The following is a 19,050-nucleotide window of genomic DNA, read 5'->3' as shown; positions in this document are numbered from 1 at the left end:
CCCCAAACGCCCGGTTTAACCGGGCGTTTTGCTATGAAGTTCTTCACACTCCTGCCGATAACACCCCGTAAACACAGCAATAATTCATGTATCTGTAATGCATTAATCTAAGAAAGCCCCTATACTCTGCGCTGTATTTTTCGATATACAACGGCACACACAGGAGTTTCAAATGACAGGTTCATGGTTACGTTTGTTTGCAGGAGCGACTTTAACGCTTTCCGTTGCAGGTCACGCGTTGGCGGACGAAAGCAAAATCACCGTATTTGCGGCAGCATCGCTGACCAACGCAATGCAGGATATTGCGAAAGAGTATAAAAAAGAGAAGAACGTTGATGTGGTTTCTTCTTTTGCTTCCTCTTCTACTCTGGCCCGCCAGATTGAAGCAGGCGCTCCGGCTGACCTGTTTATCTCCGCAGACCAGAAATGGATGGACTATGCGGTAGATAAAAAAGCCATCGACACCGCGTCTCGTGAAACTCTGCTGGGCAATAGCCTGGTCGTTGTGGCGCCAAAAGCCAGCGCACAGGGCGATATCACCATTGATGCCAAAACCAACTGGACCAGCCTGCTGAAAGGCGGCCGTCTGGCGGTGGGCGACCCGGACCACGTACCGGCGGGTATTTACGCGAAAGAAGCGCTGCAGAAGCTGGGCGCATGGGACACCCTGTCACCAAAACTGGCTCCGGCTGAAGACGTGCGCGGTGCGCTGGCGCTGGTTGAACGTAACGAAGCCCCGCTGGGTATCGTCTACGGTTCCGACGCAGTCGCAAGCAAAGGTGTTAAAGTGGTTGGCACCTTCCCGGAAGATTCGCACAAGAAAGTGGAATACCCAATTGCCATTATCGATGGCCATAAAAACGCAACCGTCTCGACGTTCTACGACTACCTGAAAGGGCCGCAGGCATCCGAAATCTTTAAACGTTACGGATTTACGACGCACTAATGATATTGACCGATCCCGAATGGCAGGCGGTTCTGCTGAGCCTTAAAGTGTCATCCCTGGCCGTGGTGTTTAGCTTGCCGTTTGGGATCTTCTTCGCCTGGCTGCTGGTCCGCCGCAGCTTCCCCGGCAAAGCGCTGCTGGATGGTCTTATCCATCTGCCGCTGGTGCTGCCGCCGGTGGTGGTGGGATATCTGCTGCTGATTGCGCTGGGGCGCCGGGGGTTTATTGGCTCCTGGCTGTATGATTGGTTCGGACTGACCTTTGCTTTTAGCTGGCGTGGCGCGGTCATTGCCGCCGCGGTGATGTCGTTCCCGCTGATGGTTCGCGCGATTCGTCTGGCGCTGGAAGGCGTAGACGTCAAGCTGGAGCAAGCGGCTCGTACGCTGGGTGCTGGGCGCTGGCGAGTGTTTTGCACCATAACGCTGCCGCTGATGCTGCCCGGTATTATCGTCGGTACCGTGCTGGCCTTTGCCCGCTCGCTCGGCGAGTTTGGTGCGACCATTACCTTCGTTTCCAATATTCCAGGCGAAACCCGCACCATTCCCTCTGCGATGTATACCCTGATTCAGACTCCCGGCGGCGAAAGCGCGGCGGCGCGTCTGTGTCTGATTTCCATCGTGCTGGCGCTGATTTCCCTGATGATCTCTGAATGGCTGGCGAGCATTAGCCGCCGTCGGATGGGGGCGTAACCATGCTGGAGCTGAATTTTAGCCAGACGCTCGGTACGCACTGTCTGCAAATTGATGAATCGCTGCCGGCTTCCGGTATCACTGCCGTATTTGGCGTCTCCGGGGCGGGCAAAACCTCGCTGATTAACGCCATCAGCGGTCTGACCAAGCCGCAGCAGGGGCGCATTGTGCTCAATGGCCGTGTGCTGAACGATGCGGAGCAGGGCGTCTGTCTGGCACCGGAAAAACGCCGCGTCGGCTACGTGTTTCAGGATGCGCGACTGTTCCCGCACTATAAGGTGCGCGGTAACCTGCGCTACGGCATGGCAAAAAGCATGGCCGACCAGTTCGATAAGCTGGTGGCGTTGCTGGGCATTGAACCCCTGCTCGATAGACTCCCCGGTAGCCTCTCCGGCGGCGAAAAACAGCGCGTGGCGATTGGCCGTGCGTTGCTGACCGCCCCTGAGTTACTGCTGCTTGATGAACCGCTGGCCTCGCTTGATATTCCGCGTAAACGTGAGCTGCTGCCGTATCTGCAGCGTCTGGCGCGGGAAATTAACATCCCGATGCTCTACGTCAGCCACTCGCTGGATGAAATTCTCCATCTGGCGGATAACGTGCTGGTGCTGGAAAGCGGTAAGGTGAAAGCCTTTGGCCCTCTGGAAGAGGTGTGGGGCAGCAGCGTGATGCACCCGTGGCTGCCGCAGGAGCAGCAGAGCAGCATTCTGCGTGTCACGGTGCTGGAGCATCATCCGCATTACGCCATGACCGCGCTAGCGCTGGGCGACCAGCATATCTGGGTCAACAAGCTGGATAAACCGCTGCAGAGCGCGGTGCGCGTGCGTATTCAGGCCACCGATGTATCGCTGGTGCTGCAACCGTCGTTACACACCAGTATCCGTAACGTGCTGCACGCGAAAGTGGTGCAGTGCTACGACGATAACGGGCAGGTGGAAGTCCAGTTGGACGTTAGCGGACGCACGTTGTGGGCGCGCGTCAGCCCATGGGCTCGCGATGACCTGGCGATTAAACCAGGCCAGTGGCTCTATGCTCAGGTGAAAAGCGTGTCAATTACCGCCTGATTACAGCAGGTGTTTATTGATGTAGTCGGCGATGGCATCGGTGGTGTTGTCGCCAATCACCACGTTGGCGCGGGCTTTTACTGCGTCATCGGCATTGCCCATCGCCACGCCGGTTCCGGCAGCTTCCAGCATACTGATGTCATTAAAGTTATCGCCAAACGCCACCACATCCTGCATCGACCAGCCCTGGCTGGTGATAAACTGCGTCAGGCGTTTGCCTTTGCTGTTACCCTGGCGGGCGATATCGACCTGATCGTGCCACGACCATTCGCACTCCAGCTGCAGCGTTTTTTCGACATGCTCGGCGAATTCACGCAACTTCTGCCCATTTTCGTCGGTCAGCGCGAACTTCCAGACGTTCTCGACTTCGTGAGCGGCCTGCGCCAGTGAATCGACCTGGGTGAACGACGGGCGCTGGGCTTCCGGCAGACTCTGCGCCCAGTTGCTGGTGCGTATCACGTGGCCGGTTGGATACTGATACATCATGGTATCGTCGACGTACATCAGGCCGTGCACCTGATGTTCATCCAGCAGCGTAATCAGTTGTTGGGCTTTTTCGACCGGCATCGGGTCGGCGGTCAGTACTTTTTTATTTTGATAATCATAAAGATAAGTACCATTACAACAAATTGCAGGTGTATCTAACGCCAGTGCCTGATAAAAAGGATGAATGGCAACGTGATGTCGACCGGTAACAATCATTAATTGATAGCCAGCCGCTCTGGCACGATTCAGCGCTTCCAGTGAAGAGGGAAGCAGAGTTTTCTTTGGCGTCAGGAGCGTTCCGTCCAGATCCAGGGCAATCACACGTGCAGTCATAGTGTTGTCTCGAGTTAAAGAGAAAATTCGCTGTTCAGGATGGTACACCGAGATACCTGTACGGCAAAATTGTGTGGACCAGGCCGCGACTCGTCGCCGCCAATTCAATGTTTTCAGAAAGGAGTAGTCATGAAACAGACCGTTTATACCGCCAGCCCGGAGAGCCAGCAGATCCACGTCTGGACGCTGAACCATGACGGCAGCCTGACGCTGGTTCAGGTGGTGGATGTCCCGGGTCAGGTACAACCCATGGTTGTCAGCCCTGATAAACGCTTTCTGTACGTCGGCGTACGCCCTGAATTCCGCGTACTGGCTTACCGCATTGCCCCAGACGACGGCGCACTGACCTTTGAAGCCGAAGCGCCGCTGCCGGGTAGCCCAACCCATATCTCCACTGACCGCAAAGGCAACTTCGTCTTTAGCGCCTCCTACAACCAGGCCAACGTCAGCGTGATTCGTCTGGAAGATGGCCTGCCGCGCGATACTGTGACGGTCGTAGAAGGTCTGGACGGTTGCCACTCGGCGAACATCTCCCCGGACAACCGCACCCTGTGGGTACCGGCACTGAAGCAGGATCGCATCTGCCTGTTCACGCTGAGTGATGACGGTTTCCTGTCCGCGCAGACCCCGGCGGAAGTAACCACCGTAGAAGGCGCTGGCCCGCGCCATATGGTGTTCCATCCGAACGAACAGTACGGCTACTGCGTCAACGAACTGAACGGTTCTGTCGATGTGTGGGAACTGAAAGATCCGTACGGCAAAATTGAATGCGTGCAGACGCTGGACATGATGCCTGCTGATTTCACCGATACCCGCTGGGCGGCAGATATTCATATCACCCCAGACGGCCGTCACCTGTACACCTGCGACCGTACCTCTAGCCTGATTACCATCTTCAGCGTGTCAGAAGACGGCAGCGTGCTGTCACTGGAAGGCTTCCAGCCAACCGAAACGCAGCCGCGCGGTTTTAACGTCGATCACAGTGGGAAATACCTGATTGCCGCCGGGCAGAAATCGCACCACGTTGCGGTGTATGAGATTGCCGGTGAGCAGGGTCTACTGCAGGAGAAAGGGCGTTATGCGGTAGGCCAGGGCCCGATGTGGGTGGTGGTTAACGCGTATTAATCGACGTCGCCATTCGGTAATGTTGGCATGATGCCTGATGGCGCTACGCTTATCAGGCCTACGTGATAAAAAAAGGCCCATGATCTCATGGGCCTTTTTCACATCATCACGAATTACTTCTTAGGTTCAGTCACTACGTGACTTCCCACGCCGCGGTTGTTGTACTCCCACATGCGGTTGAAGTTACGGTCGTTAAGATCGCGTTTCAGCTGACCTTTCTCGTCCTGCGCGCCGGTATTACCGCTGAATGGACGTTTAGATACCGCGGCATCAGCCCACGGTTTTGCCACATTGAAGCCTTCGTTAATCACGCTATCGCGAATAACGACCTGACCGTTGGTGTTGCCATCAACGTCCAGAGAACGGCCCAGTTGCGCTACGCCGTCACCGGTAGCGGTGAAGCGGCTGTCGGTCGCCAGGAAGCCGAAGTTGATGGTGGACAGGGTCGCTGGAGCGAACACGTAACCCTCCTGCTGGGTGCGGGAGTTCACCACGCGGAAGTCGGTGTTCTCAAATACCACTGCACCGCGACCGGAAACGATATCCACGTCGCCTTCCAGATAGCTGTCGGTGACCAGCGTACGGGTCTGACGGTTATTCTGCAGACGGTTATCGACACCGCTATTCGTCACGAAGAAGGTGTTCTGACGGCCCAGGATGTTCACTTTGTTAATCTGGGTTTTATCGCCATCGGTACGCAGGGCCACCGCCTGATGCGTTCCGGCATCCACGCTATCGCCGAGGTTATTTTCGATGGTCAGGTTCTGCAGTTGCAGACCGTTGTTCTGTGACCAGACAACCGCGGAACACATCACGCCGACGGTGGCGGTGCGTTTGCTCTGGCAGCTATCGAACATGTACCACGCCGGTTTGCCAGGCATGTATTTGCCGCCTGGGTTGACCTGACGACGCCAGCTGGTTGGGTCCATCTCGGAGTCGATAGCCAAACCAATTTTCACGTCGGCGGCTTTTTCGCCGGTACCGTAAATGGTCACGCTGCCCGGTGCCGCAGGAATATAAACGGTGCCTGGGTATTCGCCCGGCAGAACGGCGATGAACAGACGTGAGCTGCTGTGGCGAGCAATGGCGGCATCAACCGCAGCCTGAATGGTGGTGTGGGTAACGCCCTGCGTACCCGCAGGACCTACTACGAAGTCTGCTTTGGCCGGAACGGCGATGGAAGACGGAGACCAGGCGGCAGCGTTAGGATCAAGCGATGAGAAATAACGCGCGGCGACAAAGTTCTGCGCTTCATCAGCTGACAGCACCGGACGAGAGGCCGTACCAGGGGCTGCCTGGTCAGAAGGACGTTGATCCGCTGGGGTTGAGCTGCAAGCCGTCAGTGTCACGCCAAAAGCCAATGCCAGCGCCAGACGAGAAACCGAGAAAGTGTTCATGTTGCTCCAGGCTAATTTAAGTGAATGTGAATCCCGTAAAAGCAGCCTTTTTATACTAAGTTGAGCGAAACGGGAAGATGTGCTGGCAAAAAAATCGCCTGTTTTTTTGCCGACTTACCGTGATGGAAGGAAAGGGGAGGTCTCTGGCGGAGATGACCGCCATTTGTCAGGGGCGTTCGTAGAGACAATGGATGCGCCATCGTCCTGCTAGAACGCTTTTTTGTGGGCCAGACGGGTAATTAAATCGGTAATGCTTAATACCAGCGCCGACCGCACCATTTGCTGATAGCGCTGCTCCTGCATGGTTCTTAGCGCATCATCCACCACATCCTCCGGCATATGCAGCGTTGGAGGGGGCGGCAACGCCGTCATGCTGTGCAGCATGCTAATCGGGCCGAGGATTTCATCATCGGTAAAGCTGTAAACGGTCTTCTCCTGCTCCAGCTCGTTGTTTAGCGCTACCAGCAGCTCCACGTCTTCATATTCATCGCGGCTGATCACGCCGAGTGCGTAAATGAGCTTGAGACGGACCGACAGATTCGCTAATGGGCCGCTACCTTCGAGCAGCGGTTCGACGGCGTACTTAACGGCATAATCGTCTTTACGAAAAGCCTGAAGAATCAGCTGATCGACCGCTTCAGCCAGCAGCAAGACGGCGGTCTGAATAAAACCGCTGAGCGTCTGGCGCGCGTTGAGCTTTTCCAGCACGCGGTTCTCTGCGGCCTGGTTTTTATAAAGGTCAGATTCGTCCATTGTCGCCATCATGGTGGTTTCATTGACCGAAGGGCGCGGCTTTAGCGGCGTCGGCTCCTTCGGATGATGTCCTTGTATCTCTGGTTGCGTCGTCAAACGCAGTCGATTTTGTTTCATCTTACCTTCTTATTCTGGAGCTGCTGCCGGGACAGCAGCTCCAACCCTATGGGCAACAACATTATTTCCGTTGCATGGCGTTATACACATTCGCTATCTGGGCGACAAGCGTTGGCTGGTCCTGCAGGCCGCAGACCTGGGTGACGGTGTGGGCGACGCCATTATCGTGCAGCAGGCTCGCCATTTCTTGCGCCTGCGGGTCATCGCCGCTGCGATAGCTTAACGCTGCCGCAATGCCCATCACCAGGTTGTTATGAGGCAGGCCGTATTCCAGCGTGCCGCGCAATGGCTTGATCAGACGGTCGCCTTCGCTGAGCTTGCGCAGCGGCTGACGGCCCACGCGCTCCACGTCGTCGTGCAGGTACGGGTTTTCAAAGCGAGTCAGGATCTTCTCGATATAGGCCGCATGCTGCTCAGGGTTAAAGCCGTAGCGTTTGATCAGCACATCGCCGCTCTCCACCATCGCGCCTTTCACCACATCGCGAATGGCCGGGTCCAGAATGGCATCGCGAATCGTTTTATGCCCGGCCAATTGACCAAGATAAGCGGTAATGGCGTGACCGGTATTGAGGGTAAACAGCTTACGCTCGATATAGGCCATCAGATTGCTGGTGGACTCCATACCGGCGATTTCCGGCAGTGCGCCTTTGAACTGCGTGCTGTCGACAATCCACTCGCTAAAGGTTTCCACGGTTACATCCAGCGGATCGTCGTTTGCCGCCGAGCCCGGCGGTACGATACGGTCTACCGCGGAATCGACGAATCCAATATGTTCTTCCACCCAGCCGTGCAGCTCGGCGGGCATCGCCTGCAGCACGTGCTGTTTGAGCTGGCTGGTGCCGCGCACCATATTCTCGCAGGCGATGATATTCATCGGTTGATGATTACCGTTGTCATGACGGGCAATCAGTCCCTGCGCCAGCGTACTGGCGATTTTGCTCAATACCTGTGGGCCCACGGCGGTGGTGATGATGTCGGCTTCAGCAATCTGCTGGATGGCATCCGGGCTGTTGCTGTGGATAGCGCTGACGCGGTTAACCTGCTCGATGCGGGCATTTTCACCCACCACGTTGACCTGATAGTGCTGCTGATGCGCCAACTGATCGACCAGCGGCTGGTTAACGTCGGCAAAGGTTAACTCTGCCTGGGCATCGGCCAGCAGTTTACCGATAAATCCCCGACCAATATTCCCTGCACCAAAATGAATCGCTTTCATAAATCTGACCTCGAGAAAAACTTTCCATGTCAGGGGCGGCTCGCCCCTGAAGCCTTATGCTGCTTGTTCGCCGGACAGGATTTGTAGAATTTCCTGCACGCTGCTGGTCTGTGTCAGACGCTCAATCACGTCTTTATCATCCAGGGCGTTCGCTAAGCGGGCGATAACCTGTACGTGCTCGTTGTTGCGGGCGGCAATGCCGATAACCAGGCGGGCAATATCGTCCGGCTCATCGCCGAATCGAACGCCTTCCGGGTACTGGCAAATGACAATCCCGGTGCGCAGCACGCGGTCTTTGGCTTCTACGGTACCGTGCGGCACCGCGATGGATTCTCCCAGGTAAGTGGTGGTCAGCGCTTCACGCGCCAGCATGGCATCCACATAGTCCGGCTCAACGTAGCCGCCGGAGACCAGCATCTCACCGGCAAAGCGGATAGCCTGAGCCTTATTTTCAGCGGTCAGGTTGAGGAAAATGTTGTCCGCGCTGAGCTTAAACAGATTCTCATCGCGCTCGGTGCCGTCAAAAGCGTCATCGTTCGCCGCGATAATCGTCTGGTTAATGAGACGGCCGTCGTTCGCGGCGGCAGGCAGTTTGGCCGCCAGCAGACGGGTGGTCAGGTCGGTATATAGGCCGCTATCAAGGAAGTTGGAGAGCGACATGTGCATCGCCTGTGGCGCAAAGCGCATGGCGCGTTCGGTTAAGTCCTGATGGGTAATCACCAGGTCAACGTCGTCAGGCAGGCTGTTAATGGCGCAGTTGCTCACCGAAATGTGGGTCAGGCCCGCATCTTTCACCTTTTTACGCAGCACGCCTGCGCCCAGGGCGCTGGAGCCCATACCCGCATCGCACGCCACGATGATTTTACGCACGTGGTGCAGATCTTTAGACAGGTCGAGCGTTTCGCTACGCATCGCTGGCTGCGGCAGTTCGCCGGAGGATTTACCGCCGGATTTAGACTGCTGCTTCAGGCTCTGCATGCGACGGGTGGCTTCCGCCAGGCCGTTGCTCTCTTCATCGCCAACGCGAACGCGTTTCAGCAACATGGAGGCGGTCAGGAAAGAGACCAGCGTTGAGGCCAGAATCGACAGCACCACGCCAATAATAGAAGCCTTCGGCGTCATCAGCAGCACGGCAAAGATAGAGCCAGGAGAAGCCGGGGAGACCAGGCCAGCGTTGAACAGCGTCAGGGTAAAGACGCCGGTCATGCCGCCCAGAATCACCGCCAGCAGCAGACGTGGGTTCATCAGCACGTACGGGAAGTAGATTTCGTGGATACCGCCGAAGAAGTGAATAATCGCCGCACCGCCTGCAGACTGCTTGGCGCTGCCTTTACCAAAGAACATGTACGCCAGCAGTACACCAAGGCCTGGGCCTGGGTTCGCTTCAATGAGGAAGAAGATAGATTTACCGGTTTCGGTTGCCTGCTGAATGCCCAGCGGTGAGAAGATACCGTGGTTAATCGCATTGTTGAGGAACAGAATTTTTGCCGGTTCAACAAAGATAGAGGTCAACGGCAGCAGGTTGTTCTGCACCATGACGTTAACACCGGTTGCCAGCGCTTTAGAGAGCAGCTCAACCATCGGGCCAATCGCCAGGAAGGCGAGCATCGCCAACAGCATGCCGATGATACCGGCTGAGAAGTTGTTCACCAGCATCTCAAAGCCGCTTTTGATTTTGCCGTCAACCCAGCGGTCGAAGCGTTTAATTGCCCAGCCGCCCAGTGGACCAGCAATCATTGCGCCCATAAACATTGGCATATCGGCGCCAACGATAACGCCCATGGTAGTGATGGCACCGACCACGCCGCCGCGCTCGCCGCCGATAAGACGGCCGCCGGTATAACCGATTAACAGCGGCAGCAGATAGGTGATCATCGGGCCGACCAGTTTGGCTAACGTCTCGTTAGGGAGCCATCCGGTGGGAATAAACAGTGCAGTAATCAAACCCCAGGCAATGAATGCGCCAATATTGGGCATCACCATATTGCTGAGGAAGCGGCCAAAATTCTGTACCTTGACCTTGATATCTGGTGATAACATAAAAACACCCCTCGTGGTGCGCGTCTTAGATGCTGCGCGTCGTCATAGTTGTGATGGTTTCGCCAAAAACCATCCAGTCGTTCAGTATGCAAAATCGACTCTATCACGGCGTTTTCGTCTCGCGTACCCCGAGGGGTGTTTGTGATCTTGATCACTCTCACCACCCCATCAACAGGTCACTTTTGGTGATCTTTGTCACATAAAGTGGCTGTAAGTTGGCTACAAAGCGAAAATATGTCCTTTCCTGTCCTATTTTTTGTGATTTAAATCACCTTTTGTATTGGCGTGTTTGTTTTTAAATTGTGATCAAATTCACAAGATAAATTTACATTCCCCTCACACTCCTGCGCTTTCCTGTTATGCACTGGCGTTTACGTTAGAAAATTACAGCGCTTCGCCATCAGCGACAAAAAAGCCCTGCGAGGTTTCCCAGGCAGGGCGTGAACGGATTAGGGGGCGATTAGCTGAACAGGGCGGTGATGGATGCGCTGCCGAGGCTATGGAAGTGCACGTTGAAGCCGACCATTGCGCCGCTGGCGCCTTCATCAACGTCAATGCTTTCAACGTCCATCGCATGGACGGTGAAGATATAACGGTGGGTTTCGCCTTTCGGTGGTGCCGCGCCGCCGTAGCCCGCTTTACCGAAGTCGGTACGGGTTTGCAGGGCGCCTGCCGGTAACCCGACCAGACCAGAGCCTGCACCGGTTGGCAGTTCACGGGTGTCGGCTGGAATATTGGCAACGATCCAGTGCCACCAACCGGAGCCGGTTGGGGCATCCGGATCGTAGCAGGTTACGACAAAGCTTTTGGTGCCCGCAGGAACGTCATCCCAGGCCAGATGGGGAGAAAGGTTTTCGCCATCGTAGCCCATGCCGTTGAACACCTGGCGATGAGGGAGCTTTTCACCGTCACGCAGGTCGTGGCTGACTAATTTCATCAACTGCCTCCTTTGTTAATCAACTGATTAACAAAGGAGTGTAGCGGTAACGTGGGGAGATTACCGCAGCTTATTGGATAAAAAATATTTCCTGCTCAACCGCGAGACATATCGCCCGCGTCAGACGCGTCAGCTGCTGCGGCGTAATAGGGTACGGTGGCATCAGATAAATCAGGCGGCCAAACGGACGAATCCACACCCCTTGTTCGACGAAGAAGCGCTGGAGCAACGCCGGGTTCACCGGATAGCGCGTCTCGACGACGCCAATAGCCCCCAGCACGCGGACATCGGCGACCAACGGCGCGTCGGCGGCCGGGGCGAGTTCGCGCTTGAGCTGACGTTCAATTGCCGCCACCTGCGTTTGCCACTCGCCGCTCTCCAGCAGCGCCAGGCTTTCTGTCGCGACGGCGCAGGCCAACGGGTTGCCCATAAAAGTGGGGCCGTGCATAAAGCAGCCCGCTTCACCGTTGCTGATGGTCTCGGCAACCTCACGGGTGGTGATAGCGGCGGAGAGGGTCATGGTACCGCCGGTTAGCGCTTTTCCGAGGCACAGAATATCGGCGCTGATGCCCGCATGGTCGCAGGCAAAGAGCTTGCCGGTACGGCCAAAGCCGGTGGCAATTTCATCGGCAATCAGCAAGATCCCTTCGCGATCGCACATCTTACGAATCCGTTTGAGCCACTCCGGATGATACATCCGCATGCCGCCCGCGCCCTGAACCACAGGCTCAAGAATAACGGCAGCAATTTCGTGACGATGCGCGGCCATCAGACGGGCAAAGGCCACCATATCGTACTCGTCAAACTCCCCGTCAAAGCGGCTATGCGGCGCGGGCGCGAAGAGGTTCTCCGGCAGGTAGCCCTTCCACAGGCTGTGCATCGAGTTATCCGGGTCGCACACCGACATCGCGCCAAAGGTATCGCCGTGATAGCCGTTGCGGAAGGTCAGGAAACGCTGGCGCGACTCGCCTTTGGCTTGCCAGTACTGCAACGCCATTTTCATCGCCACTTCCACCGCCACCGAACCCGAGTCGGCAAGGAACACGCACTCCAGCGGCTCCGGGGTCATCGCCACCAGTTTACGGCACAACGCCACGGCGGAAGGGTGGGTAATACCGCCAAACATCACGTGCGACATCTGGTCGATCTGCGTCTTCATCGCCGCGTTCAGACGTGGGTGGTTGTAGCCGTGAATGGCTGCCCACCACGAGGACATGCCGTCCACCAGATGCTCGCCGCTGGCGAGGTGCAGCTCGCAGCCCTCGGCGGAAACTACCGGGTAGACCGGCAGCGGTTTAGTCATTGAGGTATAGGGATGCCAGATATGGCGGCTATCGAAGGCAAGATCGTCCGTTGTCATAATCGACTTGTAAACCATTTTGAAAAGTTTTAGGTTTACGAGTATAAACCGAACCGAAAATTAACAAAACCCCGGAGAAGCCAATGGCTAACCCTTTACGCTGGACAATGTCGCAGGTCACCGCTCTTTTCGATAAACCGCTGCTCGATTTACTGTTTGAAGCTCAACAGGTTCACCGCCAGCACTTCGACCCTCGGCAGGTGCAGGTGAGCACGTTGCTGTCGATCAAAACCGGCGCGTGCCCGGAAGACTGCAAATACTGCCCGCAGAGCTCACGCTACAAAACCGGGCTGGAAACCGAACGCCTGATGGAAGTGGAGCAGGTGCTGGAATCGGCGCGCAAAGCCAAGCTGGCGGGCTCGACCCGTTTCTGCATGGGCGCGGCGTGGAAAAACCCGAACGATCGCGATATGCCGTACCTGGAGCAGATGGTCCAGGGCGTGAAAGAGATGGGGCTGGAAGCTTGTATGACGCTGGGCACGTTGTCCGATAGCCAGGCGAGCCGGCTAGCGACGGCGGGGCTGGATTATTACAACCACAACCTCGATACCTCGCCGGAATTCTACGGCAATATCATCACCACCCGCAGCTATCAGGAGCGCCTGGACACGCTGGATAAAGTGCGTGATGCCGGGATTAAAGTCTGCTCCGGCGGCATTGTGGGCCTTGGTGAAACCGTCACCGACCGCGCCGGGCTGTTGCTGCAGCTCGCCAACCTGCCAACGCCGCCAGAGAGCGTGCCGATTAACATGTTGGTGAAGGTGAAGGGTACGCCGCTGGCGGATAACGACGATGTTGATGCCTTTGATTTTATTCGCACCATTGCCGTGGCGCGCATCATGATGCCAACCTCCCACGTCCGCCTCTCCGCTGGCCGTGAGCAGATGAACGAGCAGACCCAGGCGATGTGCTTTATGGCGGGCGCGAACTCCATTTTCTACGGCTGCAAACTGCTGACGACGCCGAACCCGGAAGAGGACAAAGACCTGCAGCTATTCCGCAAATTGGGTCTTAATCCGCAGCAGACCACGGTGACGGCGGGTGATAACGAACAGCAGCAGCGTCTGGAGCAGGTACTGATGACGCCAGACACCGAGGATTATTACAACGCGGCGGCGGTATGAGCTGGCAGCAGCGCATTGAACAGGCATTAAGCGAACGTCGGGAGGCCCAGGCTTTCCGTTCTCGCCAGCCTTTGGAGCAAGGTGCAGGCCGCTGGCTGGTGCGCGGTGAGCGTCGCTACTGCAACTTTTCCAGTAACGACTATCTCGGCCTCAGCCAACATCCACAGGTGATCCACGCCTGGCAGCAGGGCGCGCAGCAGTACGGCGTGGGCAGCGGTGGGTCCGGGCATGTGACCGGCTACCACCAGGCCCATCAACGCCTTGAAGAGCAACTGGCTGACTGGCTGGGCTATGACCGCGCGCTGCTGTTTATTTCCGGTTTTGCTGCCAATCAGGCGACGATCGCGGCACTTGCCGGGCGTGAAGACCGGATCGTTGCCGATCGTCTCAGCCACGCGTCGTTGCTTGAAGCCGCTACGCTAAGCCCGGCGCAGCTGCGCCGCTTTCAGCATAATGACAGCCAGCATCTCTCCAGGCTGCTGGCAGCCCCCCTCGACGGCCAGCAGCTTGTGGTGACGGAAGGGGTATTCAGCATGGATGGCGATAGCGCGCCGCTGGCGGATATCGCTGCGGCCGCGCGCGACGCTAACGCCTGGCTGATGGTCGATGATGCGCACGGCATTGGCATCAACGGCACAAACGGGCGGGGGAGTTGTCAGCAGCAGGGCGTTCATCCTGAGCTGCTGGTGGTGACCTTTGGCAAGGCGTTTGGCCTGAGCGGTGCGGCGGTGCTGTGCAGCCATGACGTGGCGGATTACTTTGTGCAGTTCGCCCGCCATCTGATTTACAGCACCGCCATGCCGCCCGCCCAGGCGGTTTCGCTACAGGCGGCGCTGGCAGTGATTCAGAGCGATGACGGTCAGCAGCGACGCGAAAAGCTGGCGCAGCATGTTGCCGCTTTTCGCTACGGCACGCAGGGGCTGGACTACACCTTAACCGATTCGCAAAGTGCGATTCAGCCGCTGATCGTCGGTGATAACCAGCACACTCTCAACCTGGCCGAACAACTGCGCGAGCAGGGCTGTTGGGTGACGGCGATTCGCCCGCCGACGGTACCCGCCGGGACGGCACGCTTGCGCTTAACGCTGACCGCCGCGCACGAAGCGCAGGATATCGACAGACTGCTGGAGGTGCTGCATGGCAACCGTCAATAAACAGGCGGTGGCGGCGGCATTTGGCCGTGCGGCGGCGCACTACCATCAGCACGACGAGTTACAGCGCCTGAGCGCACAGCAGCTGCTGTCCCAGCTGCCGTCGCGGGCGTTTGACCGCGTGCTGGACGCAGGTTGCGGGCCGGGCAGCTACAGCCGCTACTGGCGTAACAAAGGTAGCCACGTAACGGCGCTGGATCTCTCGGCTGAAATGCTTGAGCAGGCGCAGCGTCAGCAGGCAGCCGACCGTTATCTCCAGGCCGATATCGAAGCTATTCCACTGCCGGAAGGCGGCTTTGATCTGGTGTGGAGCAATCTGGCTATTCAGTGGTGTAGCGACCTCCACGTGGCGCTGGAGGGGTTGTATCACCAGCTTAGCCCCGGCGGCACGCTGGCCTTTACCACGTTGACGGCAGGCTCACTGCCAGAGCTGAATCAGGCCTGGCGTGCCGTTGACCAGCGTCCACACGCCAACCGTTTTCTTCCCGAGACGGCGCTGCAGGAGGCGCTAGTTGACTACCACAGCCGCAGCGTTGCCACCTCCATCACGCTGGCCTTTCCCGATGCGCTGAGCGCCATGCGTTCCCTGAAAGGCATTGGCGCGACGCATCTCCACGAGGGGCGCAGCCAGCAGCCGCTGACGCGCAGCAGGCTCCAGCAGCTTCAACTGGCGTGGCCGTCTCAGGCGGGAGAATTCCCGCTGACCTACCATCTTTTTACAGGAGTGATCTCGCGTGACTGAACGCTTTTATGTAACCGGCACCGACACCGAAGTCGGAAAAACCGTCGCCAGCACCGCGCTGCTCCAGGCCGCAGGTTCGCTTGGGCGGCGTACGGCGGGGTACAAGCCGGTGGCTTCCGGCAGCGAAATGACCGCCGACGGTTTGCGCAACAGCGACGCACTGGCGCTGCAACGCAACAGCGTGCTGCCGTTACGCTACGAGCAGGTGAACCCGTATACCTTTGCCGAGCCGACCTCTCCGCATATCGTCAGCGCCGACGAGCAGCGGCCTATCGAGGCCAGTGTGCTTTCTGCTGGGCTGCGCGCGCTGGAGGCCGAAGCCGATTGGGTGCTGGTGGAAGGGGCCGGTGGCTGGTTTACGCCGCTCTCGCCAACGCTGACCCTGGCGGATTGGGTGCAAACGGAACAGATGCCGGTCATCCTGGTGGTGGGCGTGAAGCTTGGCTGCATCAACCACGCGGTGCTGACCGCGCAGGCAGTACAGCAGGCAGGGCTACGGCTGGCGGGCTGGATTGCCAACGATGTGACGCCGCCGGGACGTCGCCATGCAGAATACCTGAGCACGCTCCAGCGGATGCTTCCCGCACCGCTGCTTGGAGAGATCCCGTGGCTTGGCGATGAGGTTGAATCCCAACCGCTTGGGCAATACCTTGACCTGAGCGCTCTGTAAGCCACTTTTCTGGCACGCCTTTTCCATCTTCATTCGTAAGCGCTAACCCGCAGATAACGTAAGGAAATCGCCCATGTTGATGGACAAAATGGGCGTGCTTTTTCGCTGATAAATATCAAAATCGGGGATAAAATATTTTTTTGCTTTCTCGTTGACACGCCGTTGCGCAAATCGCCGGGTGCCGGGGGATAGGGGCTAGCGGCAGTTATCCACTATTCCTGTGGATAACCCTGTGTATTAGAGTTAGAAAACCTGCGGTAAACGAGAGAGCATGCGGCCTGCGCCTGAATTGATGCGAAACGCGGCTTTTCTATGTTTTCTATAAATTTCAACAAGATAAATAAAAGCAATGGCGTAATAAAAAGTGCTGCGGATTGCCATAAAACTTTCATGACCTATATTGACAAATGTTAAAAGAGAAAAAATTCTGGGGATAACCTTATCAGGCTGGTGTTTTATCTTGTCAGAGGATAAATTTCAGCCGCTCTTGCTTGCCGTTGCCCCTGGAACACGAAATACAGTAAGTGATTACTGTTTTTATATCCAGTATTTTTTATTGGCAATTCGGCAGGCGGCGAGTAGAATTAATCTCCAGCCCGGCCCATTCGTCATCAGGTAGCGTTGTCCATGAGTAAACCCTTCAAATTGCATTCTGCGTTTAGTCCTTCAGGCGACCAGCCTGCTGCCATTTCACGCCTGAAAGAGGGGCTGGAAGACGGCCTGGCGCACCAGACGCTGTTAGGCGTAACGGGGTCGGGGAAAACCTTCACCGTTGCCAACGTCATTGCTGACCTGCAGCGCCCGACAATGGTGCTGGCGCCGAACAAAACGCTGGCGGCTCAGCTGTATGGCGAAATGAAAGCGTTCTTCCCGGAAAACGCGGTTGAGTACTTCGTCTCTTACTACGATTACTACCAGCCGGAAGCGTACGTCCCAAGCTCGGATACCTTTATCGAAAAAGATGCCTCGGTGAACGAACATATCGAACAGATGCGTTTGTCCGCCACCAAAGCGCTGCTCGAACGCCGCGACGTGGTGGTGGTGGCCTCGGTGTCCGCTATCTACGGTCTGGGCGACCCTGACCTGTACCTCAAAATGATGCTGCACCTGACGGTGGGCATGATTATCGATCAGCGCTCCATTCTGCGCCGTCTGGCTGAATTGCAGTACACCCGCAACGATCAGGCGTTCCAGCGTGCGACCTTCCGCGTGCGTGGCGAGGTTATCGACATCTTCCCGGCAGAATCTGACGATCTGGCGCTGCGCGTTGAACTGTTTGACGAAGAGGTGGAACGCCTCTCGCTGTTTGACCCGCTGACCGGCCACGTTGATTCGACCATTCAGCGCTTTACCATCTATCCAAAATCACACTACGTGACGCCGCGCGAGCGCATCGTGCAGGCGATGGAAGAGATTAAAGTGGAGCTGGCAGACCGCCGCAAGGTGCTGCTGGAAAACAACAAGCTGCTGGAAGAGCAGCGCCTGAGCCAGCGTACCCAGTTTGACCTCGAAATGATGAACGAGCTGGGCTACTGCTCTGGCATCGAAAACTACTCGCGCTTCCTCTCCGGACGCGGGCCAGGCGAGCCGCCTCCGACGCTGTTTGACTACCTGCCGGCTGATGGCCTGCTGGTGATTGATGAATCCCACGTTACTATTCCGCAGATTGGCGGCATGTATCGCGGCGACCGCGCACGCAAAGAGACGCTAGTGGAATACGGCTTCCGCCTGCCGTCGGCGCTCGACAACCGTCCGCTGAAGTTTGAAGAATTTGAAGCGCTGGCGCCGCAGACAATTTACGTGTCGGCGACGCCGGGCAACTATGAGCTGGAAAAATCCGGCGGCGATGTGATTGACCAGGTGGTGCGCCCAACCGGGCTGCTTGACCCGCTGATTGAAGTGCGTCCGGTTGGCACGCAGGTAGATGACCTGTTGTCGGAAATTCGTAAACGTTCGGTGATTAACGAGCGTGTGCTGGTGACTACGCTTACTAAACGTATGGCGGAAGACTTGACGGAATATCTGGAAGAGCACGGCGAGCGGGTACGCTACCTGCACTCTGATATCGACACCGTGGAGCGTATGGAGATCATCCGCGACCTGCGTCTGGGCGAGTTTGACGTGCTGGTGGGGATCAACCTGCTGCGTGAAGGCCTCGATATGCCGGAAGTCTCGTTGGTGGCGATTCTGGACGCCGATAAAGAAGGCTTCCTGCGTTCCGAACGCTCGCTGATTCAGACCATTGGTCGTGCGGCGCGTAACATCAACGGTAAAGCGATTCTCTACGGGGACAAAATTACCCCGTCGATGGCGAAAGCGATTGGTGAAACCGAGCGCCGTCGCGAGAAACAGCAGCGCTATAACGGAGAGCACGGCATCGTGCCGCAGGGGCTGGTGAAAGACGTTGTTGATATTCTGGCGATGGGTGAGGGGCTGGCGAAAACCAGGGCCAAAGGTCGCGGGAAGTCGAAAAACGCGGTCACCATCGTCGAGCCGGATGTTCAGGCGCTGACGCCAAAAGCGCTGCAGCAGCAGATTACCTCGCTGGAAGCGCAGATGCTCAAACATGCGCAGAACCTGGAGTTTGAAGAAGCGGCAGAGATTCGCGACCGGCTGCATCAGCTGCGCGAGCTGTTTATCGCCACGTCCTGAGTGGGTGCCGCCCCGGCGGCGCTTCGCTTGGCCTGGCTACGGGATGGTAGCCCGGGCGAGGCGTTTACGCCGACCCCGGAGTGGCTCGAACGCATCCCTGGGCACTATTTCTCTAAAATTGCGGCAGCCATCACGGGCCGGGAACCAGCCTTAAGGTTCGCTTAATATAATCTACTGATACTATCCGTAAAATTATTGAGGGTAGTGTTATGTCGAATCTGAACGTCCAACAGCTGTTCACCGTGCTCGTC

At 57.1% G+C, this 19,050-nt stretch carries 17 protein-coding genes; 9 read left to right on the top strand and 8 right to left on the bottom strand.

From position 1 onward, the window contains the following. Positions 1-172: 172 nt before the first annotated feature. Genes modA through modC form a run of 3 tightly spaced genes read left to right on the top strand, consistent with a single transcriptional unit; the run spans position 173 to position 2,696 of the window. Complete coding sequence (gene modA / locus HII27_RS04300) at positions 173-946, top strand: molybdate ABC transporter substrate-binding protein (RefSeq protein ID WP_185666725.1); 774 nt, start codon at positions 173-175, stop codon at positions 944-946. Next, the gene (modB, locus tag HII27_RS04295; RefSeq protein WP_035892212.1) at positions 946-1,635 is read left to right on the top strand and encodes a molybdate ABC transporter permease subunit; all 690 of its coding nucleotides are present in this window, start codon (positions 946-948) and stop codon (positions 1,633-1,635) included. The genes modA and modB overlap by 1 nt, the downstream gene beginning before the upstream one ends. A 2-nt stretch (positions 1,636-1,637) precedes the next feature. After that, a complete protein-coding gene (modC, locus tag HII27_RS04290) occupies positions 1,638-2,696 on the top strand; it encodes a molybdenum ABC transporter ATP-binding protein ModC (RefSeq protein WP_185666724.1) in 1,059 nt (352 codons plus the stop codon). On the opposite strand, the gene HII27_RS04285 is transcribed toward modC, so the two are convergent. Continuing rightward, positions 2,697-3,515: a pyridoxal phosphatase gene (locus HII27_RS04285; RefSeq protein WP_185666723.1), complete on the bottom strand. Its 819-nt coding sequence runs from the start codon at positions 3,513-3,515 to the stop codon at positions 2,697-2,699. A 129-nt stretch (positions 3,516-3,644) separates the two neighbouring features. Between HII27_RS04285 and pgl the strand changes: the two genes are divergently transcribed. Next, positions 3,645-4,640 carry a 6-phosphogluconolactonase gene (gene pgl, locus HII27_RS04280; RefSeq protein WP_185666722.1) on the top strand — a complete coding sequence of 332 codons (996 nt, stop codon included), beginning with the start codon at positions 3,645-3,647 and terminating at the stop codon, positions 4,638-4,640. 113 nt (positions 4,641-4,753) lie between these two features. On the opposite strand, the gene HII27_RS04275 is transcribed toward pgl, so the two are convergent. The 6 genes from HII27_RS04275 to bioA all read right to left on the bottom strand — a co-directional run bounded on the left by HII27_RS04275 (position 4,754) and on the right by bioA (position 12,460). Then, positions 4,754-6,037 (bottom strand): putative acyl-CoA thioester hydrolase, encoded by a 1,284-nt coding sequence (locus tag HII27_RS04275; RefSeq protein ID WP_185666721.1) that lies wholly within the window; start codon positions 6,035-6,037, stop codon positions 4,754-4,756. 207 nt (positions 6,038-6,244) lie between these two features. Further along, positions 6,245-6,907, bottom strand: a complete 663-nt coding sequence (locus tag HII27_RS04270) for an MltR family transcriptional regulator (RefSeq protein ID WP_185666720.1) — start codon at positions 6,905-6,907, stop codon at positions 6,245-6,247. A 61-nt stretch (positions 6,908-6,968) separates the two neighbouring features. Beyond that, positions 6,969-8,123 carry a mannitol-1-phosphate 5-dehydrogenase gene (locus tag HII27_RS04265; protein ID WP_185666719.1) on the bottom strand — a complete coding sequence of 385 codons (1,155 nt, stop codon included), beginning with the start codon at positions 8,121-8,123 and terminating at the stop codon, positions 6,969-6,971. A gap of 54 nt (positions 8,124-8,177) precedes the next feature. After that, the gene (locus HII27_RS04260; protein ID WP_185666718.1) at positions 8,178-10,163 is read right to left on the bottom strand and encodes a PTS mannitol transporter subunit IICBA; all 1,986 of its coding nucleotides are present in this window, start codon (positions 10,161-10,163) and stop codon (positions 8,178-8,180) included. Positions 10,164-10,623: 460 nt separating this feature from the next. Next, entirely contained in the window at positions 10,624-11,100 is a 477-nt protein-coding gene (locus tag HII27_RS04255) for a kinase inhibitor (protein ID WP_185666717.1), read from the bottom strand. A 70-nt stretch (positions 11,101-11,170) separates the two neighbouring features. Beyond that, positions 11,171-12,460 (bottom strand): adenosylmethionine--8-amino-7-oxononanoate transaminase, encoded by a 1,290-nt coding sequence (bioA, locus tag HII27_RS04250; protein WP_185666716.1) that lies wholly within the window; start codon positions 12,458-12,460, stop codon positions 11,171-11,173. An 83-nt stretch (positions 12,461-12,543) separates the two neighbouring features. Between bioA and bioB the strand changes: the two genes are divergently transcribed. From bioB to bioD, 4 genes are read left to right on the top strand one after another with little or no spacing between them, the layout of a single operon-like run. Beyond that, on the top strand, positions 12,544-13,584 hold the full coding sequence (gene bioB / locus HII27_RS04245) for a biotin synthase BioB (protein WP_185666715.1): 1,041 nt from the start codon (positions 12,544-12,546) through the stop codon (positions 13,582-13,584). Next, complete coding sequence (gene bioF, locus HII27_RS04240) at positions 13,581-14,738, top strand: 8-amino-7-oxononanoate synthase (RefSeq protein WP_185666714.1); 1,158 nt, start codon at positions 13,581-13,583, stop codon at positions 14,736-14,738. The genes bioB and bioF overlap by 4 nt, the downstream gene beginning before the upstream one ends. Beyond that, positions 14,722-15,477: a malonyl-ACP O-methyltransferase BioC gene (bioC, locus tag HII27_RS04235; protein ID WP_185666713.1), complete on the top strand. Its 756-nt coding sequence runs from the start codon at positions 14,722-14,724 to the stop codon at positions 15,475-15,477. Before bioF ends, bioC begins: the two co-directional genes overlap by 17 nt. Then, on the top strand, positions 15,470-16,147 hold the full coding sequence (bioD, locus tag HII27_RS04230; protein ID WP_185666712.1) for a dethiobiotin synthase: 678 nt from the start codon (positions 15,470-15,472) through the stop codon (positions 16,145-16,147). Before bioC ends, bioD begins: the two co-directional genes overlap by 8 nt. A 243-nt stretch (positions 16,148-16,390) precedes the next feature. Here bioD and HII27_RS04225 read toward each other — a convergent pair whose 3' ends face one another. After that, on the bottom strand, positions 16,391-16,528 hold the full coding sequence (locus HII27_RS04225; protein WP_185666711.1) for a hypothetical protein: 138 nt from the start codon (positions 16,526-16,528) through the stop codon (positions 16,391-16,393). Between the two features lie 246 nt (positions 16,529-16,774). Between HII27_RS04225 and uvrB the strand changes: the two genes are divergently transcribed. After that, complete coding sequence (gene uvrB, locus HII27_RS04220) at positions 16,775-18,799, top strand: excinuclease ABC subunit UvrB (protein ID WP_185666710.1); 2,025 nt, start codon at positions 16,775-16,777, stop codon at positions 18,797-18,799. Positions 18,800-19,050 lie beyond the last annotated feature (251 nt).

It is taken from the genome of Kluyvera sichuanensis, assembly GCF_014218705.1.
Classification (GTDB): Bacteria; Pseudomonadota; Gammaproteobacteria; order Enterobacterales; family Enterobacteriaceae; genus Kluyvera; species Kluyvera sichuanensis.
The sequence above is the reverse complement of the archived record's forward strand: the minus strand, read 5'-3'. Positions and strand labels throughout refer to the sequence as shown.